Annotated in this window: 17 protein-coding genes; 8 read left to right on the top strand and 9 right to left on the bottom strand. The window is 57.3% G+C overall.

The genetic code is table 11. The features are described from left to right. Window positions 1–6 precede the first annotated feature (6 nt). Together rsmG and mnmG are read right to left on the bottom strand one after the other, a co-directional pair. Window positions 7–651 (bottom strand): 16S rRNA (guanine(527)-N(7))-methyltransferase RsmG, encoded by a 645-nt coding sequence (gene rsmG / locus ACP7B3_RS09470; RefSeq protein ID WP_145158405.1) that lies wholly within the window; start codon window positions 649–651, stop codon window positions 7–9. After that, entirely contained in the window at window positions 648–2,540 is a 1,893-nt protein-coding gene (gene mnmG / locus ACP7B3_RS09465) for a tRNA uridine-5-carboxymethylaminomethyl(34) synthesis enzyme MnmG (protein ID WP_426178696.1), read from the bottom strand. Before mnmG ends, rsmG begins: the two co-directional genes overlap by 4 nt. 553 nt (window positions 2,541–3,093) lie before the next feature. Between mnmG and ACP7B3_RS09460 the strand changes: the two genes are divergently transcribed. From ACP7B3_RS09460 to ACP7B3_RS09450, 3 genes are all read left to right on the top strand, one after another. After that, the gene (locus tag ACP7B3_RS09460) at window positions 3,094–3,597 is read left to right on the top strand and encodes a sigma-70 family RNA polymerase sigma factor (RefSeq protein WP_426178695.1); all 504 of its coding nucleotides are present in this window, start codon (window positions 3,094–3,096) and stop codon (window positions 3,595–3,597) included. After that, window positions 3,597–4,541: a FecR domain-containing protein gene (locus tag ACP7B3_RS09455; RefSeq protein WP_426178694.1), complete on the top strand. Its 945-nt coding sequence runs from the start codon at window positions 3,597–3,599 to the stop codon at window positions 4,539–4,541. The genes ACP7B3_RS09460 and ACP7B3_RS09455 overlap by 1 nt, the downstream gene beginning before the upstream one ends. A gap of 91 nt (window positions 4,542–4,632) precedes the next feature. Next, entirely contained in the window at window positions 4,633–7,071 is a 2,439-nt protein-coding gene (locus ACP7B3_RS09450; protein WP_426178693.1) for a TonB-dependent siderophore receptor, read from the top strand. Window positions 7,072–7,159: 88 nt separating this feature from the next. On the opposite strand, the gene mnmE is transcribed toward ACP7B3_RS09450, so the two are convergent. From mnmE to rpmH, 5 genes are all read right to left on the bottom strand, one after another. Beyond that, entirely contained in the window at window positions 7,160–8,530 is a 1,371-nt protein-coding gene (mnmE, locus tag ACP7B3_RS09445; protein WP_106575971.1) for a tRNA uridine-5-carboxymethylaminomethyl(34) synthesis GTPase MnmE, read from the bottom strand. 79 nt (window positions 8,531–8,609) lie between these two features. After that, window positions 8,610–10,292: a membrane protein insertase YidC gene (gene yidC / locus ACP7B3_RS09440; RefSeq protein ID WP_242200580.1), complete on the bottom strand. Its 1,683-nt coding sequence runs from the start codon at window positions 10,290–10,292 to the stop codon at window positions 8,610–8,612. 2 nt (window positions 10,293–10,294) lie between these two features. Then, window positions 10,295–10,540, bottom strand: a complete 246-nt coding sequence (gene yidD, locus ACP7B3_RS09435) for a membrane protein insertion efficiency factor YidD (RefSeq protein ID WP_073636650.1) — start codon at window positions 10,538–10,540, stop codon at window positions 10,295–10,297. Continuing rightward, window positions 10,533–10,937 (bottom strand): ribonuclease P protein component, encoded by a 405-nt coding sequence (gene rnpA, locus ACP7B3_RS09430; RefSeq protein WP_218570655.1) that lies wholly within the window; start codon window positions 10,935–10,937, stop codon window positions 10,533–10,535. Before rnpA ends, yidD begins: the two co-directional genes overlap by 8 nt. Before the next feature lie 16 nt (window positions 10,938–10,953). Next, window positions 10,954–11,088 carry a 50S ribosomal protein L34 gene (gene rpmH, locus ACP7B3_RS09425; protein WP_003213577.1) on the bottom strand — a complete coding sequence of 45 codons (135 nt, stop codon included), beginning with the start codon at window positions 11,086–11,088 and terminating at the stop codon, window positions 10,954–10,956. A gap of 585 nt (window positions 11,089–11,673) precedes the next feature. Here rpmH and dnaA point away from each other — a divergent pair. The 4 genes from dnaA to gyrB are packed head-to-tail and all read left to right on the top strand — an operon-like array spanning window position 11,674 to window position 17,882. Then, window positions 11,674–13,194 (top strand): chromosomal replication initiator protein DnaA, encoded by a 1,521-nt coding sequence (dnaA, locus tag ACP7B3_RS09420; RefSeq protein ID WP_416364676.1) that lies wholly within the window; start codon window positions 11,674–11,676, stop codon window positions 13,192–13,194. A gap of 38 nt (window positions 13,195–13,232) precedes the next feature. After that, window positions 13,233–14,336, top strand: coding sequence for a DNA polymerase III subunit beta (gene dnaN / locus ACP7B3_RS09415; protein ID WP_083355987.1), 1,104 nt, complete (start codon window positions 13,233–13,235; stop codon window positions 14,334–14,336). A 20-nt stretch (window positions 14,337–14,356) separates the two neighbouring features. Next, window positions 14,357–15,460 (top strand): DNA replication/repair protein RecF, encoded by a 1,104-nt coding sequence (gene recF / locus ACP7B3_RS09410; RefSeq protein WP_426178692.1) that lies wholly within the window; start codon window positions 14,357–14,359, stop codon window positions 15,458–15,460. A gap of 4 nt (window positions 15,461–15,464) precedes the next feature. Next, window positions 15,465–17,882 carry a DNA topoisomerase (ATP-hydrolyzing) subunit B gene (gene gyrB / locus ACP7B3_RS09405; protein WP_145158421.1) on the top strand — a complete coding sequence of 806 codons (2,418 nt, stop codon included), beginning with the start codon at window positions 15,465–15,467 and terminating at the stop codon, window positions 17,880–17,882. Window positions 17,883–17,984: 102 nt separating this feature from the next. Here gyrB and ACP7B3_RS09400 read toward each other — a convergent pair whose 3' ends face one another. Continuing rightward, entirely contained in the window at window positions 17,985–18,710 is a 726-nt protein-coding gene (locus ACP7B3_RS09400) for a response regulator transcription factor (protein ID WP_242200576.1), read from the bottom strand. A 333-nt stretch (window positions 18,711–19,043) separates the two neighbouring features. Here ACP7B3_RS09400 and ACP7B3_RS09395 point away from each other — a divergent pair, with 333 nt between their 5' ends. After that, on the top strand, window positions 19,044–21,305 hold the full coding sequence (locus ACP7B3_RS09395) for a CHASE2 domain-containing protein (protein ID WP_369302777.1): 2,262 nt from the start codon (window positions 19,044–19,046) through the stop codon (window positions 21,303–21,305). Window positions 21,306–21,486: 181 nt separating this feature from the next. On the opposite strand, the gene ACP7B3_RS09390 is transcribed toward ACP7B3_RS09395, so the two are convergent. Next, the gene (locus ACP7B3_RS09390; RefSeq protein ID WP_145158426.1) at window positions 21,487–22,257 is read right to left on the bottom strand and encodes a lysophospholipid acyltransferase family protein; all 771 of its coding nucleotides are present in this window, start codon (window positions 22,255–22,257) and stop codon (window positions 21,487–21,489) included. Between the last annotated feature and the right edge of the window lie 35 nt (window positions 22,258–22,292).

Raw genomic sequence — 22,292 nt, 5'->3', positions numbered from 1 at the left:
TCCCAATCATGCCGTGCGGCGCAGTATCAGCAGATGGCGTTGGCCTTGGCAACCGGGTACGGCCAAGGCGTGTTCGCTATCGAGGTGGAAGTCTGCCGGCAATGCTAACAGCTCGTCGCTTGGATGAACGCCCTTCATTGCCAGCCAACGGGTGTCGCGGTCGCCTAAATGGCGGGTCCAGTTGCTGAAGTTCTCCATGCTGCTGAATGCCCGGGAAACAATCCCGTTGAAAGGCTGTTCAGGCACGAAGGCTTCGACGCGACTGTGGATAACATTCAGGTTATCCAGCTTGAGTTCGAGTTTGACCTGGGTCAGGAAGCGGGTTTTCTTGCCGTTGCTGTCCAGGCACGTCACTTGCGACTCTGGAAACAGGATGGCCAGCGGAATGCCAGGCATGCCGCCGCCGCTGCCAACGTCCAACCAACGGCCGTTTTCGATAAAGGGCATCACGCTCAGGCTGTCGAGCAGGTGGCGCGAGACCATTTCGTCCGGGTCGCGCACCGCTGTGAGGTTGTAAGCCTTGTTCCATTTGATCAACAGGGCCAGATAGCCCAGCAGCAAGTCGTGCTGTGCATCGGTCAGGTCCACGCCCAACTGGCGTGCACCTGTGGATAACTCTTCGGCGTGTTGCGAGGTAACCAACGAACTCAAGCGCTTTGCTCCAACTGACGGCCCGCGCCGCGTTTTTTCAAATGAATCATCAACAGCGAAATGGCTGCCGGGGTAACACCAGGGATACGTGAAGCCTGGCCCAGTGTCTCCGGCCGAGTTATCCCCAGCTTGCTTTGGATTTCTTTCGACAACCCGGAAATCCCGGTGTAGTCGATGTCCACAGGCAGTTTGGTGTCTTCACTGGCGCGCAGGCGAGCGATCTCGTCCTGTTGGCGATCAATGTAACCGGCGTATTTGGTCTTGATTTCAACCTGTTCGGCAACCTGTGGGTCTTCTGCACCGTGGCCTGTCACTTCGACCAGACCAGCGTAGTCGATTTCCGGACGGGACAGCAGGTTCAGCAAGTTGTATTCGTGGGTCAGCGGCGTGCCGAATTTTTCGGCAATCGCGTCGCCTTGCTCGGTGCCGGGGCGAACCCAGGTACTTTTCAGGCGCTGCTCTTCCAACGTGATGCTTTCGCGTTTTTTGCAGAAGGTGGCCCAGCGTGCGTCATCGACCAAGCCCAGCTCGCGGCCTTTTTCGGTCAGGCGCAGGTCGGCGTTGTCTTCGCGCAGGATCAGGCGGTATTCGGCCCGGGACGTAAACATCCGGTACGGTTCCTGAGTCCCGAGAGTAATCAGGTCATCGACCAACACACCGATGTACGCCTCATCGCGGCGCGGGCACCAGCTGTCTTTGCCTTGCGCGCGCAGTGCCGCGTTGGTTCCGGCCAGCAAACCTTGGGCGCCGGCCTCTTCGTAACCGGTGGTGCCGTTGATTTGCCCGGCGAAGAACAGGCCGCCGATCACTTTGGTTTCGAGGCTGTATTTCAGGTCACGCGGGTCGAAGTAGTCGTACTCGATGGCGTAGCCCGGACGCACGATGTGCGCGTTTTCCATGCCGCGAATCGATTGCACGATCTGGATTTGCACGTCGAACGGCAAAGATGTGGAAATCCCGTTCGGGTACAGCTCGTGGGTGGTCAAGCCTTCGGGCTCGATGAAGACCTGGTGGCTTTCCTTGTCGGCAAAGCGGTGAATCTTGTCTTCAATAGATGGGCAATAACGCGGGCCAATGCCTTCGATCACACCGGAATACATCGGCGAACGGTCGAGATTCGCGGCAATGATTTCGTGGGTGCGGGCGTTGGTGTGGGTAATCCAGCAGCTGACCTGTTTCGGGTGCTGTTCTTTGGAGCCCATGAACGACATCACTGGGATTGGCGTATCGCCGGCTTGTTCGGTCATCACCGAGAAATCCACAGAACGCCCGTCGATACGCGGCGGGGTCCCGGTTTTCAAGCGGCCGACACGCAACGGCAATTCACGCAGGCGTTTTGCCAGGGCAATCGACGGCGGATCACCGGCGCGGCCGCCCGAATAATTCTGCATGCCAATGTGGATAAGTCCGCCGAGGAAGGTACCGGTGGTCAGCACCACGGATTCTGCGAAGAAACGCAGGCCCATTTGGGTGACAACACCGCGTACCTGGTCTTGTTCGACGATCAGGTCATCCGCTGCTTGCTGAAATATCCACAGGTTCGGCTGGTTTTCCAGGGTTTCACGTACCGCGGCCTTGTAGAGAATGCGGTCAGCTTGAGCCCGGGTAGCCCTAACGGCTGGGCCTTTGCGGCTGTTGAGCACGCGAAATTGAATGCCACCTTTGTCGGTAGCCATGGCCATCACACCGCCAAGGGCATCGATTTCCTTGACCAGATGGCTTTTGCCGATCCCACCAATGGCGGGGTTGCAACTCATGGCACCGAGGGTTTCCACGTTGTGCGTCAGCAACAGGGTTTTTACGCCCATGCGTGCTGAGGCCAGTGCTGCCTCGGTACCGGCATGACCGCCGCCGATGACGATCACTTCAAAACGGGAAGGGAAATCCACCACGCACCTCGTGCCTTCTTATGTAGGTAATCAGGAATTGATTGTTGAAAGAGTTTTAGAGCTTTGGCGGCAAGTATAGGGACTTAGCCCTTCCTAAAGAACCCTTTGCACAAAATTTAACCAGCTGTGGATGAATCACAGACAATAGAAATTAAAAGAGAGAAGTTTATAAGATCTTTGTTTTTATGTTTATTTCTACTGAGCCTACTTTCTGTGGATAGATCTCTACAGGCCTTTATTTACTTTGTGTACAGCGATTCAAAAGTCTGTGGTCATGTGCCAATGAGGCCCTTGGATAAGTGCTTTAAGCCTGTGGATTAAACAGGTGGTTATCCACAGAGGGGTTTTTACTCAGGTTTCAAGCCCTGTTATCAACTGGGCACAGGGGCGGTTATTCACAGGGCTTAATCCACAGATATCGTGTATTTCACCCATGACGAAGCCACCGCGTTTTTTGAACTCAGTGAGGAATGCTGCAAAAAGAGAGCTATTGTGAGAAGTCGACGGCGCAGTTAATAATAGCGATTATCATTAACCTGCCTTAACGCGCCCTATGCCTCCTTCACACACGGCTGCAGTCCAGCACATCTATGAGCATCACCATTCGTGGCTGCAGGGATGGCTCAAAGGTAAATTGCATAACGCTTGCGATGCAGCCGATGTGGCACACGATACTTTCGTGCGTATCTTGGGCGGGCGCGATGCGGCGCAGATCCTTGAACCCAGGGACTACCTGGCAACCATTGCCAGGGGCTTGGTCATTGATCGTTATCGCCGGCATGCGATTGAACGCGCGTATCAACAGTCGTTGGCTGAGCGCCCTGAAGCTGTCGCCATCAGTGAAGAAGACAAGGCCATCATCATTGAAACGCTGGTAGCTGTGGATAAGGCCCTGGCTGACCTGGGCGATCGGGCCCGGCGAATTTTCATGCTGTCGCAGATCGAAGGCCTGACTTATCAACAGATCGCCGATCAGTTGCAGGTGTCCCTGACCACCGTGAAGAAACACATGATCCGCGCGCTTACCGAGTGTTCACTGATCATGGCCAGCCTGTAATGGTTGCCCCGGATCGAAAGGTCTTCGAAGCCGCTGCCACTTGGTATGTGCAGTTTCAGTCGCAACCTCCAACGCCGGCTGAGCACTATGCCTGGCAACAATGGCTCAATGGCGACCCGGCACACCTGGCAGCGTGGAACCAGATGGAGCAGCTGCAACGCAGCCTGGGTGCCCTGCCTCAGGATTTCACCCGTCGCGCCTTATCGGCCACGCAGCAACGGCGGCAGGTGCTCAAGTGGATGCTGGTGCTGGGCGGCACCGGCTACCTGGGCTGGAATGTTCAACACGCGCCTTCCCTGGGCAATGTGTGGGCGGACTACCGCACACGCGTCGGCGAACGGCGAAGGATCGAACTGGCCGATGGCACTCGAATAGACCTCAACACCAGTACCGCCATTGATGTGGTGTTTGATGGGCGCCAGCGTTTGATCCGCTTGCGCGAAGGTGAAGTGCTTATCCACACCGGAAAACTGGGTGGGCAGGCGCCCTTTTATGTTGAAACCCGCCAGGGCCGAGTTCAGGCATTGGGAACGAGGTTTACCGTGCGCCAACTGGCGGATTCGACGCGAGTGGGGGTGCTGGAAGACCGAGTGAGCATCTCGCCTGCAGACCAACCCGATCGCACTCGGCTGCTGGCTGCCGGTGAAAGCGCTGACTTCGACAGGGAAAATGTCGGCCCCAACCACGCCTATCGCCGGACCCAGGCGGCTTGGGTCGATGGCCAAGTGATCGTCCTGGATGCGCGACTTGGGGATCTGATCGACGACCTGGCACGCTATCGCTCAGGTGTTCTGCAGTGCGATCCGGCCTCGGCGCCTCTGCGGGTTTCCGGCACGTTCCGCCTCGACTCCACCGATGCAGTACTGGCTAACCTGCAAGCTACTCTGCCGATCCAGGTGAAATATTTCACTCGCTATTGGGTTTCGGTGACGCGCGTGGGTTGAGCGAAAAAATAATCCACAGAGGGGTTATCTTTTTTTTACCTGGCCCGGCCCTACGGGTAATCACGACGCTACCTTCAGGGCTTATCCACCTATGCGCCTTCCCGCCAAACTCCGCCAGCAACTCTCTTACCACGGCATGACCTACGGTTTACTGCTGTCCACGGCCGCCACCGCCGGTGTCTTTTTGTCCACAAGCGCCCTGGCAGCCAGTGCTGCGCAGCATTACACCATTGCCGCCGGGCCCCTTGACGCAGCGTTGAGCCAATTTGCCGCCAAGGCTAACGTGATTCTGTCCTTCTCACCCCAGCAGACCGCGCGCTTGAATACGCCGGGGCTGGAAGGTGACTATTCGGTGGATCAAGGCTTTGCGTTATTGCTGCAAAACTCGGGGTTGCAAGCCGTAACCCAGGCGCCCGGGAGCTATGTACTCCAGGCCTCGCAAGATGGGCCATTGACGCTCGCCCCCACCACCGTCAGCACTTATCAACAGGCCGGTTTCAATCAGGACATTGCCGGTGATGTTGGCTACAAGGCGCAAAACAGCCGCGTCGGTACCAAAACCAGCACTGCGCTGTCGGAAACCCCGCGCTCGGTATCGGTGGTCACAGGCCAACGCATCAAGGACCAGAAGTCGCAGACGCTGACGGAGGTGCTGGGGTATGTACCGGGGATCTTCGCGCCACCGTTTGCTGCCGGTGATAGCCTCGCGGGCGACCTGTTTTTCATTCGTGGTTTCAATGCCACGGATTATGGCTACGGCCTGCTGCGCGATGGCCTTCGTGTGCAGGGCAATCGGTATGACACCACCAGTGAACCCTACGGCCTGGAGCGCGTAGAGATTTTCCGCGGCCCTTCTTCTCTGCTCTATGGGGAAAACGCGCCGGGCGGGTTGGTCAACCTGGTCAGCAAACACCCCACCGCCACGCCCCAAGGCGAAGTGCAATTGGGTTACGGCTCCAACAATCGGCGCCAGCTGGGTGTGGATATCTCGGGGCCACTCAATGACAGTGGCAACGTCCTGGGCCGCGTGGTCATGCTCGGTCGAAAATCCGACACCCAGACCGACCACGTGCCCGATGATCGCCTGTACATCGCGCCCTCCCTGACCCTGAACATTGATGACTACAACACCCTCACTCTGCTGACCAACTACCAGAAGGACCACACCAATCTGGAACTGGGCCTACCCGCGGCCGGCACTTTACTGAAAAACCCGAACGGCAAGCTGTCCAAACACACCATGCTCGGCGACCCGGACTGGAACACGTTCGAGCGCGAAGCCTGGAGCGCCGGGTACGAGTTCAGCCACAGCTTCAATGACGATTGGCAGTTCCGCCAGAACTCGCGCTACATGCAGTCGCGCATCAACCGCCATGAAACCTGGCCCGGCGCGCTGAACAATCGCGGCTTCGGCACCCAGTTGAACATGACCGCCTACGACCGCTACAACAAGTCGATGGTGTATTCCCTGGATAACCAGCTCGAAGGCAAATTCCAGGTCGGTGACCTGGAAAACACCCTGCTGGTTGGCGCCAGCTACGACCGCACCTCGTTCAATCAGGACTGGGATGCGGGCTTCGCCGGCACCATCAATGTGTATAACCCGGTGTACCTGCGCGACCCGCTCACCCCGATCGCGGTACAGAACACCCTGCTCGAACAGCAGATGAAAGGCGTTTATGCACAGGTCCAAAGCAAATACGACCACTGGCTGTTCCTGCTCGGCGATCGCCAGGATTGGGTCGAGAGTGATTTTCGCGACAAGGTGAACAAGGCCAGCAACACAGGTTCTGACGACAAGAAGTTTACGTACCAGGGCGGAGTGATGTACCAGTTCGACAACGGCGTGACGCCGTATGTCAGCTACTCCACCGCCTTCGTCCCGGTGCAGCAGATTTCCAACGCGGGTTCACCGTTAAAGCCGATCACCAGCAGCCAGTACGAAGTGGGTGTGAAGTACGAGCCGATTGGCTGGGACACCGCCATGACGCTGTCGGTGTATGACCTGCGCAAGCAGGATGACACCTACCTCGATGCCACCACCAACAGCTATCGCCAAGTGGGCGAAAGCCGCGCCAAAGGGGCGGAGGTGGAAATCAACAGCAACCTTACGCCGAACTTGAATGTCACCGCGGCCTACACCTATACCGATGCAAGAATTACCAAGGATTCCGCCACTTCACTGGTCGAAGGGCATCAGATGACCGGGGTGCCACGTAACCAGGCGTCGGTGTGGGGCAAGTACCGCTTTCTGGATGGCCAGCTCAAGGGCTTGTCCCTGGGTGGCGGAGTGCGCTACTTCGATAGCACTTTCTCCTACACCGCGCCGACGCTGTATGGGAAATTGGATGCCGGAAGCGTGACGTTGGTGGATGCGGCGATCGGTTATCAGCTCGACAAACACTGGTCGGTGGATCTGAACGCGAAGAATCTGTTCGACAAGGAATATGTATCCGGTTGCAACGATGCAGGTCGCTGCTACTGGGGCGACAGTCGGACGCTGCTTGGGACGGTTTCCTATAACTGGTAAAGGCGCACAGTAGCCCTGAAGAACTCAGGCGTTCTTCAGGGCGTTTTTGCCGGCAAGCCGGCTCCCACAGGATATGTGGATAACTGGGCTATTTGCCGATGCAGAAGCTTGAAAAAATCCGTCCCAGCAAATCATCCGAACTGAATGCACCGGTGATCTCGCCCAGCAGCTGCTGTGCCTGACGTAAATCCTCAGCCAGCAGCTCCCCTGCCCCCGCCAAGGTCAGTTGCGCCCGACCGTGCTCCAGCGCCGCGCTGGCGTGGCGCAGCGCCTCCAGGTGCCTGCGACGTGCACTGAAGCTGCTTTCCGAGGTTTGCTCATAGCCCATGCAGGCTTTGAGGTGGTCGCGCAGCAGTTCCAGGCCATCGCCGGCCGACTTCGCACTCAGGCTGATGGTGACATGGCCATCCTCGCTGGTTTCCATGGCAATAGCTTCGCCGGTCAGGTCGGCCTTGTTGCGAATCAAGGTGACCTTGGCCGGGTCCGGCCGTTGCTCGAGAAATTCCGGCCACAAGGCAAAAGGATCCACAGCCTCTGGCGCGGTGGCGTCCACCACCAACAACACCCGGTCCGCTTCGCCGATGGCCTTGAGTGCGCGCTCTACGCCAATCTTTTCGACCTGGTCGTCGGTATCGCGCAGACCTGCAGTGTCGACCACGTGCAGCGGCATACCGTCGATGTGGATATGTTCGCGCAAGATATCCCGGGTGGTGCCGGCGATCTCGGTAACGATGGCCGCCTCGCGACCTGCCAGGGCATTGAGCAGACTCGACTTGCCGGCATTTGGCCGTCCCGCGATCACCACGGTCATGCCATCGCGCAGTAGAGCCCCCTGCCCGGCTTCGCGCAGCACTGTGGATAACTCATCGCGGACTTTGTCGAGCATGGCCAGGACGTGCCCATCGGCGAGGAAGTCGATTTCCTCCTCCGGAAAATCAATCGCTGCCTCGACGTAGATGCGCAAGCTGATCAATTGCTCGGTCAGGTTATGCACACGCAACGAAAATGCACCCTGCAACGAACGCAATGCATTGCGCGCGGCCTGTGCAGAACTCGCCTCGATCAAGTCGGCAATGGCTTCAGCCTGGGCCAGATCGAGTTTGTCATTGAGAAAAGCCCGCTCGCTGAACTCCCCCGGACGCGCCAGGCGGCAACCCAATTGCAGGCAGCGCTGCAGCAGCATATCCAGCACGACTGGACCGCCGTGCCCTTGCAATTCAAGCACGTCTTCGCCGGTGAACGAGTTGGGCCCGGGAAAATACAGCGCCAGGCCTTCATCCAGCACGGTCGCATCGGCGTCCAGAAAGGGGCCGTAGTGGGCGTAGCGCGGTTTCAACTCGCGGCCGCTGATGGCCTGGGCCGCATAACCGGCGAGCGGCCCGGAAATTCGAACGATACCGACGCCGCCGCGACCTTGAGCGGTAGCGACAGCAGCGATGGTTTCACGAGGAGCGCTCATCAGCAGGTTCCAGAACAAAAGTGACGGAAAGCAAAACGCCCCACTAGGGGGCGTCTTGAGTGGTTATCCACAGAGTAAATTACGCCGCAGCTTTTTTGGTAGCCGCTTCGATTTTACGTGTGATGTACCACTGTTGAGAGATCGACAGGCAGTTGTTGACGACCCAGTACAGCACCAGACCAGCAGGGAACCACAGGAAGAAGAAGGTGAAGATGATTGGCATCATTTTCATCACTTTGGCCTGCATCGGATCCGGCGGAGTCGGGTTCAAGCGCTGCTGGATGAACATGGTCGCGCCCATGATGATCGGCAAGATAAAGAACGGGTCTTTGATCGACAGGTCAGTTATCCACAGCATGAACGGAGCCTGGCGCATTTCCACGCTTTCCAGGAGTACCCAGTAAAGCGACAGGAAGACCGGCATCTGCACCAGAATCGGCAAGCATCCACCCAGCGGGTTGATCTTCTCTTTCTTGTACAGCTCCATCATGGCTTGCGACATTTTCTGCCGGTCATCGCCATGTTGCTCTTTCAGCGCGGCCAGTTTCGGGGCCACGGCACGCATACGTGCCATCGATTTGTAGCTGGCGGCCGACAGAGGGAAGAAGATCCCCTTGATCAGCATGGTCAGCAAGATGATCGAGAAGCCCCAGTTACCTACAATGCTGTGGATATGTTGCAGCAGCCAGAAGATTGGCTGGGCAATGAACCACAGAATGCCGTAATCCACAGTCAGTTCCAGACCTGGGGACAACTCTTTCAGCACGGCCTGGCTTTTCGGGCCGGCGTACAGCGTGGCGCTGGTTTCAGCCTTGGCGCCTGGTGCGACGGTCAACGCCGGGCCAGTAAAACCAATGATGTAGTTGCCTTGGCTGTCTTTGCGGGTTTGAACCAGGTTGGCTTCACCCTTGTTCGGGATCCATGCGGTCACGAAGTAGTGTTGCAACCAGGCAACCCAGCCGCCTTGTACGGTTTCTTTCAGCGCGCCCTTGTCGATATCTTTCATCGACACTTTTTTGTACGGCTCGCTACTTGTCCACAGGGCAGCGCCCAGGTAAGTCGCGGTGCCGGTGGCAGTGCTGGAAGAAGGATCGGCGCTGTTGTCACGCTTGAGCTGGGCAAACAGGTTGCCGCTCCATGGCTTGGCGCTTTCGTTGTCGATCAGATAGGTGACTTTCAGATCGTACAAACCGCGGGTAAAGCTGAAACGCTTGATGTAGTTGACGCCGTCCTGACTGAATTTCAGGTCAACGTTCAGCTGGTTCTGGCCATCAGCCAGTTGATAAGTCTTCTGTTCGGTCGAATAAACCGGACGACCGGTAGCACGAGCATCCGGACCGTCAGTGCCGGTCAGGCCACTTTGCGCCAGATAAGTGCGTTCACCACCGTTATCGAACAGTTGGAACGGCACATCCGGATGGTCTTGGCGACGTGGATACAGCGGCAGTTTCAACTGCGCGATATCACCACCTTGTGGGTCGATAGCCAGGTCGAGCACATCCGTTTTCACGTGGATGAGGTCTTTGTTGGTGACCACTGGCGTTTCTAGAGGGGCGCTTGTCTCGCCATTCGCGCTGGGAACATCGGCACTCGCGGACGCATTGTTACCCAACGGGGTGTCCGGAATAGCCGGCGCAGCCTGATTGGTAGCAACATTCTGAGTCGGCAGGGCAGCCTGGCCGTAGTCCTGGTTCCACTTAAGAACCATGACGTAGGACACGATTGCCAGGGCGACGATCAGGATCGTGCGTTTAATATCCATGATTACTCGGCCATCGAAGAAGAACGGGAGGTAGGGATAGGTGGAACCGGGTCAAAACCACCGGGATTCCACGGATGACAGCGGCCTAAACGACGAAAGGCCAGCCAGCCACCGCGCAGAAGACCATGATTTTCTATGGCCTCTAACGCGTAGCAGGAACAACTGGGGTAGAAACGACAGTGGTCGGCCATCAGAGGACTAATGGCATAACGGTAAAACTGGATCGGAACGAGGGCCAGTTTACGCATTGGTGCTGTCTACCCCTACAGTTTCGGTGCTGACTGCTGGTGCTGGCTTGTGGGTACGCGCCAAACGTTTCCAGAGCTTGCCGAAATGCTGAATCAATTCGGGGTTTTCTACGTCCCCCAAGCCTTTGCGCGCGACGATAACAATATCCCAACCAACCAGAGTTTCCTGGTGGAGGCGAAACGATTCGCGCATCAGACGCTTGAGGCGATTGCGCTCAACGGAGAGCTTTACGCTCTTCTTGCCGATCACCAACCCGAGGCGGGGGTGATCCAGATCGTTGTTACGCGCAAGGAGCAGGAGATTTTTCCCCGGAACCTTGCCGGTGGGGGAGTCAAAGACTGCCTTGAAATGCCGGGGGGTTAGCAGACGCTTTTCCCGACTGAAGTCCTGACTCACCACCAGTACCGGATTATCAAACTGCCAGACGCGCACGACCTTTGGCGCGGCGACGCGACAGAACAGCACGGCCGTTCTTGGTGGCCATGCGAGCACGGAAGCCGTGAGTACGGGCGCGTTTGATGGTGCTTGGTTGGAAAGTACGTTTCATGGCGTTGTTACCTGGTTCGTCCACAACGGGCCGGAATGGCCCCCGTTTTAAGAGACCGGCGATTCTAGAGAAAGCAAGCCTCTAGGTCAATTTCCAACCAGCTTTTCCTTTAATTAGATCTCTGCAGGCAATTGGGCCTTTTCGGCTCGCCCGGCTTTCACGAGCAATGCCATAGATATAAAAATAAAGAAGGAAGTTATTTAAAGCTTTTCTGTAAAGCTTATAAAAGCTAGGGAGGCGATCCTCTGTGGATAACTGCTCTGAGCCCATATTCCACCTGATGTACAGAGAATGACAACTAGGGGGAGAAACGGTGCTCTGCCTGTGCTGCGCTGTCGGATAACCTGTGCGTGGAATGGGTTGTTATCCACAGGCCAGTTACCCACAGACTTTCGACCCCACTTGTACAACGAGCTTAGGGGCGCTTATCCACAGAGCTTATACACAGACCATTGGTCGGCTTTTCTGCGCTTAACGCATTGATTTTGGGTGCCCTGTGAGCAACCTACATGTGGATAAGTGGGCGTCTGGCCGCTACAATGGCGGCTGTTTTTGCCTCACCGGCTTTCAACTTAGGGGATATCCGTGTCAGTGGAACTTTGGCAGCAGTGCGTGGAGCTTTTGCGCGAAGAGCTGCCTGCCCAGCAATTCAACACCTGGATCCGTCCGCTACAGGTCGAAGCCGAAGGCGACGAGTTGCGTGTCTACGCGCCGAATCGTTTTGTTCTCGATTGGGTTAATGAGAAGTACCTGAGCCGCGTTCTCGAATTGCTCGATGAGCACGGCAATGGCCTGGCGCCCGTACTCTCCCTATTAATAGGCAGCAAACGTAGCTCTGCACCGCGTGCCGCGCCGAATGCACCGTTGGCAGCGAGCGCCTCGCAGGCTCAGGCCGCAGCCGCGCCTGTTAATAACTCGCCAGCACCCGTTGCCCAGACGCCTTCGCAATCATCGGCGCAGAAAAACGCGCCTATAAATGAAGAGCCGTCCCGTGACAGCTTCGACCCAATGGCCGGTGCCAGCTCGCAGCAAGCACCGGTACGCGCCGAACAGCGCACCGTGCAGGTAGAAGGTGCGCTCAAGCACACCAGCTACCTGAACCGTACGTTCACCTTTGAAAACTTCGTCGAAGGTAAATCCAACCAGCTGGCCCGCGCGGCCGCCTGGCAGGTAGCCGACAACCCCAAGCATGGTTACAACCCGCTCTTCCTTTATGGTGGCGTCGGCTTGGGTAAGACGCATTTGATGCACGCTGTGGGTAACCATCTATTAAAGAAGAACCCGAATGCCAAGGTTGTGTACCTGCACTCGGAGCGCTTCGTCGCTGACATGGTCAAGGCCTTGCAGCTCAATGCGATCAACGAGTTCAAGCGGTTCTACCGCTCGGTTGATGCGTTGCTGATCGATGACATTCAATTTTTTGCCCGCAAGGAACGTTCTCAGGAAGAGTTTTTTCACACCTTCAACGCCCTGCTCGAGGGCGGCCAGCAGGTCATCTTGACCAGCGACCGTTACCCGAAGGAAATCGAAGGCTTGGAAGAACGTTTGAAGTCGCGCTTCGGTTGGGGCCTGACCGTTGCGGTAGAACCGCCGGAGCTGGAAACCCGCGTCGCGATCCTGATGAAAAAGGCCGACCAGGCGAAAGTCGATCTGCCACACGATGCGGCCTTCTTTATTGCTCAACGCATTCGCTCCAACGTGCGTGAGCTCGAAGGCGCGCTCAAGCGGGTCATTGCTCACTCGCACTTCATGGGCCGCGATATCACCATCGAGTTGATCCGTGAATCCCTGAAAGATTTGCTGGCCCTGCAAGACAAGCTGGTGAGTGTGGATAACATCCAGCGCACGGTGGCTGAGTACTACAAAATCAAGATTTCCGACCTGTTGTCCAAGCGCCGTTCGCGCTCGGTGGCACGTCCGCGTCAGGTGGCGATGGCGCTCTCCAAAGAGCTGACCAACCACAGCCTGCCGGAAATCGGTGATGTGTTTGGCGGTCGCGACCACACCACGGTCTTGCACGCGTGCCGCAAGATCAACGAACTTAAGGAATCCGACGCGGATATTCGCGAGGACTACAAGAACCTGCTGCGTACACTGACTACGTGATGACACCAGCGCAGCTTATTAAGGCAAGGGACTAGACCATGCATTTCACCATTCAACGCGAAGCCCTGTTGAAACCCCTGCAACTGGTCGCAGGCGTCGTCGAGCGCCGACAGACCTTGCCGGTGCTCTCAAACGTATTGCTGGTTGTCGAAGGCCAGCAATTGTCCTTGACCGGTACCGACCTTGAGGTCGAGCTGGTTGGCCGCGTGCAGCTGGAAGAGCCTGCTGAGCCGGGCGAGATCACCGTACCTGCGCGCAAGCTGATGGATATCTGCAAAAGCTTGCCAAACGAAGCGCTGATCGACATTAAAGTCGATGAGCAGAAGTTGGTGGTCAAGGCCGGCCGCAGTCGTTTTACGCTGTCCACCTTGCCAGCCAATGACTTCCCGACCGTCGAAGAAGGCCCTGGCTCGCTGACCTGCAGCCTGGAACAAAGCAAACTGCGCCGTTTGATCGAGCGCACCAGCTTCGCCATGGCCCAGCAGGATGTTCGCTACTACCTCAACGGTATGTTGCTGGAAGTCTCTGAAGGCATCATCCGCGCCGTGGCCACCGACGGTCACCGGTTGGCGATGTGCTCCATGCGTGCCGATATTGGTCAGCCAGATCGCCACCAAGTGATTGTCCCGCGTAAAGGTATCCTCGAGTTGGCGCGTCTGCTCACCGAGCCGGACGGCAACGTCAGCATCGTTCTGGGCCAGCACCACATTCGCGCCACTACCAGTGAATTCACCTTCACGTCCAAGTTGGTCGACGGCAAATTCCCGGATTACGAGCGCGTGCTGCCTAAAGGCGGCGACAAGCTGGTGATCGGCGATCGTCAGGCCTTGCGCGAAGCGTTCAGCCGTACCGCGATTCTGTCGAACGAGAAGTACCGCGGTATCCGTCTGCAACTGGCCAATGGTCAGTTGAAAATTCAGGCGAATAACCCTGAGCAGGAAGAAGCGGAAGAAGAAGTAGGCGTTGACTACAACGGAGGCTCGCTGGAGATCGGCTTCAACGTCAGCTATTTGTTGGACGTGCTGGGCGTAATGACCACCGAACAGGTTCGCCTGATTCTGTCGGACTCCAACAGCAGCGCCCTGGTGCAAGAATCTGATAACGACGACTCGGCTTACGTAGTTATGCCGATGCGCCTGTAATCATGCTCAGCAGAAGCTAGATGTCCCTCAGTCGCGTCTCGGTCACCGCGGTGCGCAATCTGCACCCGGTGACCTTCTCCCCCTCCCCCCGCATCAATATCCTCCACGGCGCCAACGGCAGTGGCAAAACCAGCGTGCTGGAAGCCATTCATTTGCTGGGGCTCGCCCGTTCTTTTCGCAGTGCACGTCTTTTGCCGGTGATTCAATACGAGCAGTTGGCATGCACTGTATTTGGCCAAGTTGAATTGGCTGAAGGCGGACACAGCAGCCTGGGAATATCTCGTGAGCGCGGCGGGGAATTTCAAATTCGCATTGACGGGCAAAATGCTCGCAGCGCTGCCCAGTTGGCGGAAATTCTGCCTCTGCAGTTGATCAACCCCGACAGCTTCCGCCTGTTGGAAGGTGCACCGAAGATCCGCAGGCAATTTCTCGATTGGGGAGTGTTCCACGTGGAACCGCGTTTCATGGCCACTTGGCAGCGCCTGCAGAAGGCCCTGCGGCAGCGGAACTCATGGCTGCGGCATGGTACACTTGACGCCGCTTCGCAAGCAGCCTGGGACCGGGAACTGTGCCTGGCCAGCGACGAAATAGATGAATACCGCCGCGCCTATATCAAAGCCTTGAAACCAGTCTTTGAGCAGACCTTGAGTGAGTTGTTGGATCTCGAGGGGCTGACGCTGAGCTACTACCGTGGTTGGGATAAAGAGCGTGAGCTGAGCGCAGTGCTCGCCACGTCCTTGCAACGGGATCAGCAAATTGGCCATACCCAGGCAGGCCCCCAACGGGCTGATCTGCGTCTTAGATTAGGCGCACATAATGCCGCGGATATCTTGTCCCGCGGTCAGCAGAAGTTGGTGGTGTGCGCACTGCGTATCGCCCAGGGGCATTTGGTTAGCCAAGCCCGACGCGGTCAGTGTATTTATCTGGTGGATGACTTGCCGTCCGAACTCGACGAGCAACACCGCCGCGCGTTATGCCGCTTGTTGGAAGACTTACGCTGCCAGGTATTCATTACCTGTGTAGACCACGAATTATTGAGGGAAGGCTGGCAGACGGAAACGCCAGTCGCTTTGTTCCACGTGGAACAAGGCCGTATCACCCAGACCCACGACCATCGGGAGTGAAGGCATGAGCGAAGAAAACACGTACGACTCGACCAGCATTAAAGTGCTGAAAGGTTTGGATGCCGTACGCAAACGTCCCGGTATGTACATTGGCGACACCGATGATGGTAGCGGTCTGCACCACATGGTCTTCGAGGTGGTCGACAACTCCATCGACGAAGCGTTGGCCGGTCACTGCGACGACATCAGCATCATCATCCACCCGGATGAGTCCATCACCGTGCGCGACAACGGTCGCGGCATTCCGGTAGACGTGCACAAAGAGGAAGGCGTTTCGGCGGCAGAGGTCATCATGACCGTGCTCCACGCCGGCGGTAAGTTCGACGACAACTCCTATAAAGTCTCCGGCGGTTTGCACGGTGTAGGTGTGTCGGTAGTGAACGCTTTGTCGGAAGAACTGATTCTGACCGTTCGCCGTAGCGGCAAGATCTGGGAACAGACTTACGTGCACGGCGTGCCACAAGAGCCGATGAAAATCGTCGGTGACAGCGAATCCACTGGTACGCAGATCCACTTCAAGCCATCGGCTGAAACCTTCAAGAATATCCACTTCAGCTGGGACATCCTGGCCAAGCGTATTCGTGAACTTTCCTTCCTCAACTCCGGTGTGGGCATCGTTCTCAAGGACGAGCGCAGCGGCAAGGAAGAGCTGTTCAAGTACGAAGGCGGTCTGCGTGCGTTTGTTGAATACCTGAACACCAACAAGACTGCGGTCAACCAGGTGTTCCACTTCAACATCCAGCGTGAAGATGGCATCGGCGTAGAAATCGCCCTGCAGTGGAACGACAGCTTCAACGAGAACCTGTTGTGTTTCACCAACAACATTCCTCAGCGCGATGGCGGCACTCACTTGGTGGGTTTCCGTTCGGCGTTGACGCGTAACCTGAACACCTACATCGAAGCCGAAGGCTTGGCCAAGAAGCACAAAGTCGCCACCACCGGTGACGACGCACGTGAAGGCCTGACTGCGATTATCTCGGTGAAAGTGCCAGATCCCAAGTTCAGCTCCCAGACCAAAGACAAGCTGGTGTCTTCCGAAGTGAAGACCGCTGTGGAACAGGAGATGGGCAAATACTTCTCCGACTTCCTGCTGGAGAACCCGAACGAAGCCAAGCTGGTTGTCGGCAAGATGATCGACGCTGCACGTGCGCGTGAAGCGGCGCGTAAAGCCCGTGAGATGACCCGTCGTAAAGGCGCGCTGGATATCGCCGGCCTGCCGGGCAAATTGGCAGACTGCCAGGAGAAGGACCCTGCCCTCTCCGAGCTGTACCTGGTGGAAGGTGACTCTGCTGGCGGTTCCGCCAAGCAGGGTCGTAACCGTCGCACCCAGGCGATCCTGCCGTTGAAGGGGAAGATCCTCAACGTTGAGAAAGCCCGCTTCGACAAGATGATTTCCTCTCAGGAAGTCGGCACGTTGATCACAGCCCTGGGCTGCGGTATCGGCCGCGACGAGTACAACATCGACAAGCTGCGCTACCACAACATCATCATCATGACCGATGCTGACGTCGACGGTTCGCACATCCGTACCCTGCTGCTGACCTTCTTCTTCCGTCAGTTGCCGGAGCTGATTGAGCGTGGCTATATCTACATCGCTCAGCCACCGTTGTACAAAGTGAAAAAAGGCAAGCAAGAGCAATACATCAAAGACGACGACGCCATGGAAGAGTACATGACGCAGTCGGCCCTGGAAGATGCCAGCCTGCACTTGAACGACGAAGCTCCGGGTATCTCTGGTGAGTCGCTGGAGCGTCTGGTTAACGATTTCCGCATGGTCATGAAGACTCTCAAGCGTCTGTCGCGCCTGTACCCTCAGGAGCTGACCGAGCACTTCATCTACCTGCCGGCCGTCAGCCTGGAGCAGTTGGGCGATCATGCAGCGATGCAGGATTGGCTGGCCCAGTACGAAGTGCGCCTGCGTACCGTCGAGAAGTCTGGCCTGGTGTACAAAGCCAGCCTGCGTGAAGACCGTGAACGTAACGTGTGGCTGCCAGAGGTCGAACTGATCTCCCACGGCCTGTCGAACTACGTCACCTTCAACCGCGACTTCTTCGGCAGTAACGACTACAAAACCGTCGTTACCCTCGGCGCGCAATTGAGCACCCTGCTGGACGACGGTGCTTACATTCAGCGCGGCGAACGCAAGAAGCAGGTCAAGGAATTCAAAGAAGCCCTTGATTGGCTGATGGCAGAAAGCACCAAGCGTCACACCATTCAGCGATACAAAGGTCTGGGCGAAATGAACCCGGATCAGCTGTGGGAAACCACCATGGACCCAGCTCAGCGTCGTATGTTGCGCGTGACCATCGAAGACGCCATTGGCGCAGACCAGATCTTCAACACCCTGATGGGTGATGCGGTCGAACCTCGCCGTGACTTCATCGAAAGCAATGCCTTGGCAGTGTCCAACCTGGACTTCTGATCAGGTCAGCCTGCTAAAACAAAAAGGCCAACGCTCAGCGTTGGCCTTTTTTATTGGGTCTGAAAAAGCAGTTTTTATAATGCTCCACGTGGAACATCGAGCTTATTGGCCCGGGTTTACCGCCGCCACACTCTCCAGCCGATAACCGTATCCGTAGATTGTCAGCAGTTGCCAGCCACGGTCGGCGGTCAGCCCCAGCTTGTTGCGCAGGCGATAGATATGAGTATCCAGCGGCCGCGAGGAGACCATCTCCTCATGAGACCAGAACCGTTCATACAGATATTCACGAGACAACGGACGCGCCAGATTGGCGAACAAGCAACTGGCCAAGCGGTATTCACGCTCAGTCAGGTTGATAGGTTTGCCCGCACGAGTGACGGTCAGTTCAGCATCGTCAAAGGTCAGATCGTTGAAGCTCTGCACTTCATGGGCCGTCGATTTTTGCAGACCATGGCGACGCAGGACGGCCGTGATGCGGGCTTTCAGTTCATTGGGCCGGAAGGGTTTGCTGACGTAATCATCCGCCCCACTGTTCAGGGCCGTGACGATGTCGCTCTCGGCGTCCCGACTGGTGAGCATGATCACGGCGGGCGGTGACTCCATGTGCTCGCGGGTCCAGCGCAGCAGCGCGATACCCGTGATGTCGGGCAGTTGCCAGTCGAGTATCAGCAAGTCAAAGGTTTCCCGGCGCAGCTGGCGTAGCAGGTCTTCACCACGCTCGAAGCAATGCACGGACCACGGCTGTTCCGCGGTGCTGGGAATCTGTCGCAGTGTCTGCTCAACCCGGCGCAACTCAGCGGGCTCGTCATCCAGTATTGCGACACGCATGGGTGGGTCCCTTCTACTAAAAAAACGGCGCAAATGCCGGCCATCGAATCTGAATAATTGTGGTCAGATTCAGCGGACCATGAATCTATCGATACGCTGATATCAAAGAGCCTTTAATCCGTTGGAAGACCTCGATACCTTGGAGGAAAGATACCCACTCCTGCCCGTAAGGAAAAGGTTCAGCATGAATCGCTCAGGAAAGTCTAACAGTGAGACCGATATGAGCTTCACTGGGTTCAGTACACCGCTCATATCGAACAGGGAGGGGCCGGGGCATATGGCGCGTTCAACTATCCACTCTCGACACCTCTACACGCCTGCGACGGTGGCCCGGTGATGCTGTGGCGCAAATCCGAAAAACGCCAACCCACTCGAGCACAACTGCTGTTCCACGGTTTGATACGCGAGTGGCTATTGATTGGCCTGGTTCTGCTGCCCTTCACTGTTTACCTGTCCTTGAGCCCAGGCCTGGCCCTCAATAACCCGCTGTACGACAGCCTTCGTCGCCTGACCCCATTGCCGGTCGATCCACGGATCCTGCTGGTGACCATTGATGACCAGAGCCTGAAAAAGCTAGGCCAGTGGCCTTGGCAGCGCAGCGTGCATGCTGACCTGATTGACCGGCTCAGTGCTGCTCGACCGGCAGGCATATTGTTTGATGTGATCTTCAGCGAGCCCGGCGATGCGGCGGATGACCAACGGTTGGCCGACGCGGTGTGCAATGCCGGCAATGTGTTGTTGCCCACGGCGAGTTCCGACGCGGCGGATGAGCAACTGTTGCCACTGCTCAAATGCGCCAAAGGCATGGGCCAGATCAATGTCGAAGCCGATAACGATGGTGTGGTACGCAGCCTGTATATGCGCGAGGGCCCGCCCGGCAACACGCTTGCGCAGCTGGCATGGCTTGCCTATACGTTGAGTGGGCAAACCTCACCCATGCCGGGGCTCGCCAAGGAACCTGACGGTCAGCATTGGCATCGTGAACACGCGGTTCGTGTTCCTTACACCGCGCAGGGTCACTTTCCCAGCGTGTCCTACGTCAGCGTATTACAGGGCGAGGTACCGCCCGACGTGTTGCGTGGTCGGTTGATATTGGTCGGTGCCACGGCCTATGGAATGGGTGATCGCTTTGTCACGCCCCTCTCCTCCACAGTGGGCTCCACGGCCGGAGTGGAGATCCAGGCCAACATCCTCAATGGATTGCTGCTGGGGCGCAGCATCGTCGATCTTCCAGGCTGGCTTGCCGCATTGATGGCCGCATCGCTGGTGGCGTTGCTGCTGGGGCTGCTGTTGTATCGGCCGCGCTATGCACTGTGGATGACCCTGGCTTGCATGGTCACCGCACTGCTCGGCTCATGGGCGCTGCTACGCCTGGGGCATTGGTGGTCACCCGCAGCGTGTCTGATCGGGCTGCTGCTCAGCTACCTGATCTGGAATTGGCGCCGCCTGAGCGTGATCCTTGCTTACTTCGGCTGGGAACTGGCACGCCTGGATAACGAACCCAAAGTGCTGCCCGAGCGCCGCCGTGCGCCCGCCAGCAAAGGTGACGTGTTGCAGGGGCGGATCTTTGCGCTTGAGCAGGCGGTAAGCCGCACGCGCGACACGCGGCGCTTTATGGCGGACGGGTTGGAGTGCCTGCCGGTGGCGACCCTGATTACCGATCCCCACGGCAGCATCCTGCTGGCCAACCGCGTCGCCCGTGAGGTGTTCGGCAACGATCTGGTGGCCACAAATCTATTGGAACAACTCGCCGACCTCGGCTACCCGCCGCTGCACAACGGCGTTCGCCCTGCCCTGTCGGCGCTGCAGCTTATCGAGTTCCGTGATATCCACCAGCGCAGCCTGCGCATGGAGCTGGCACCCTTGCTGCCGGCCGAAGGTGATGTCGCCCTTGGCTGGCTGCTGAGCCTTACCGACTTGAGCAAGGAGCGTGAAGCCCAACAACACCGCGAGACGATGTTGCGCTTCCTGTCCCATGACCTGCGTGCGCCGCACTCGGCGATCCTGGCGTTGCTGGATGTGCACAACGGCGATTCACCGATATTTGCCCAGATCGAACAACAGGTGAAACGCGCATTGAGCCTCACCGAATCCTTCGTGCAGTTGGCCAAAGCCGAAGCCGACGGCTACCACTTCCAGCCGACGCTATTTGCCATGCTGGTCATGGATGCCTTTGACCAGGTGGCAGTGATCGCGCAGCTCAAGGGCATTCACTTGGTACACGACTTGGATGAGGCGGATGAGGGCATGGTGTCAGCCGATCAATCATTGCTGACACGGGCGCTGTTCAACGTGCTGGAAAACGCCATCAAGTACTCCCCGTCAGGCACCACCGTCACGCTGAGCCACGGCAGCGCGCAAGGTTGGTTGGAATGTCGCATCAGCGATCAGGGGCTGGGCATCGCGCCTGGGGATTTGCCGGAGCTGTTCAGCCAGTACCGACGCTTCGATTCAGCCCAGGGCAGTGAGGGTTTGGGTTTGGGGCTGACCATGGTCAAAGCCGTGATTGAGCGCCATGGCGGCCGTATTCTGTGCGAGAGCGAGTTAGGCAAAGGCTCGACCTTCAGCCTGAAACTGCCCCTGCTCGATACGTGAAAAGCCTGGTTTTCTGCTGTGCATAAAAAACCGGTCAAAAAGACCGGTTTTTTAATGCGCAAAAAACTTATGCACGTTTTTCGCGATTTTATTAGCTTGAGAAATATGTAAGTAAATCAGCTTCTTACGAAACAAAAACGGCAATTCGCCAACAAACCGTACACAGGTTATCCACAGAAGCTCAAATCGCCGGCGTCTCTACCACCACAGGCTCGGGAGGCAATGAACCCATGGCCCGTTGCTGCGCTTCATTCCACGCTGCAGCGCGGTCATTCAATGCTGCAATCGCACGTGGCCCTTCGCCTTCTGCGTACATCGGCTCACCAATCACTACCGTGATGGTGCCTGCGCTTTTGGCCCAACCTGTCTTCGGCCAGAACTTGCCGGCGTTATGCGCAATCGGCAATACCGGCAGGTTGGCATTCACCGCCAAAGCGGTGCCGCCCCGCGAGAATTTGCCTACGGTGCCGTAAGGCACACGCGTACCTTCCGGAAAGATCAGTACCCAAACGCCATCCTTGAGCAACTCATCGCCTTTTTTGGCGACGTGCTTGAGCGCCGCCTTGGGGTTGTCACGATCAATGGCGATCGGGCGCAACATGGCCATGGCCCAGCCGAAGAACGGCACATACAGCAGCTCGCGCTTGAGCACCTGGCTCAACGGCGAAAAGTACGCGGAGAGGAAGAACGTTTCCCAGGTGCTCTGGTGGTTCGACAGAATCACGCAAGGCTGCTCCGGGACGTTTTCAGCGCCCTTCACTTCGAAACGGATGTTCAGGAACACCTTGGTCAGCCACAACGCGCAGCGGCACCAATAAACGTTGATAAAGCGATAGCGCGCCTTGAACGGCAGGAACGGCGCAATAAAAAAGCTCAGGGTGCACCAGAGAAACGAACTGGTGCCCAGCAGCAGGTAAAAGAAAAAGGTTCTGATGGCCTGCAAGATCGACATGGCGGCATTTACCGTTGCGGGACACGGCCCGCCTG

Source organism: Pseudomonas sp. TWRC1-2 (assembly GCF_049896685.1).
GTDB lineage: Bacteria > Pseudomonadota > Gammaproteobacteria > Pseudomonadales > Pseudomonadaceae > Aquipseudomonas.
This window is presented reverse-complemented; position numbering and strand designations above follow the sequence as displayed.

Bases quoted from the DNA above. Each gene is read 5' to 3' on its own strand.
- ACP7B3_RS09460 (WP_426178695.1), top strand. From the start codon at position 3,094: ATGCCTCCTTCACACACGGCTGCAGTCCAGCACATCTATGAGCATCAC.
- ACP7B3_RS09455 (WP_426178694.1), top strand. From the start codon at position 3,597: ATGGTTGCCCCGGATCGAAAGGTCTTCGAAGCCGCTGCCACTTGGTAT.
- ACP7B3_RS09450 (WP_426178693.1), top strand. From the start codon at position 4,633: ATGCGCCTTCCCGCCAAACTCCGCCAGCAACTCTCTTACCACGGCATG.
- mnmE (WP_106575971.1), bottom strand. From the start codon at position 8,530: ATGAGCGCTCCTCGTGAAACCATCGCTGCTGTCGCTACCGCTCAAGGT.
- yidC (WP_242200580.1), bottom strand. From the start codon at position 10,292: ATGGATATTAAACGCACGATCCTGATCGTCGCCCTGGCAATCGTGTCC.
- yidD (WP_073636650.1), bottom strand. From the start codon at position 10,540: ATGCGTAAACTGGCCCTCGTTCCGATCCAGTTTTACCGTTATGCCATT.
- rpmH (WP_003213577.1), bottom strand. From the start codon at position 11,088: ATGAAACGTACTTTCCAACCAAGCACCATCAAACGCGCCCGTACTCAC.
- dnaN (WP_083355987.1), top strand. From the start codon at position 13,233: ATGCATTTCACCATTCAACGCGAAGCCCTGTTGAAACCCCTGCAACTG.
- recF (WP_426178692.1), top strand. From the start codon at position 14,357: ATGTCCCTCAGTCGCGTCTCGGTCACCGCGGTGCGCAATCTGCACCCG.
- gyrB (WP_145158421.1), top strand. From the start codon at position 15,465: ATGAGCGAAGAAAACACGTACGACTCGACCAGCATTAAAGTGCTGAAA.
- ACP7B3_RS09400 (WP_242200576.1), bottom strand. From the start codon at position 18,710: ATGCGTGTCGCAATACTGGATGACGAGCCCGCTGAGTTGCGCCGGGTT.
- ACP7B3_RS09390 (WP_145158426.1), bottom strand. From the start codon at position 22,257: ATGTCGATCTTGCAGGCCATCAGAACCTTTTTCTTTTACCTGCTGCTG.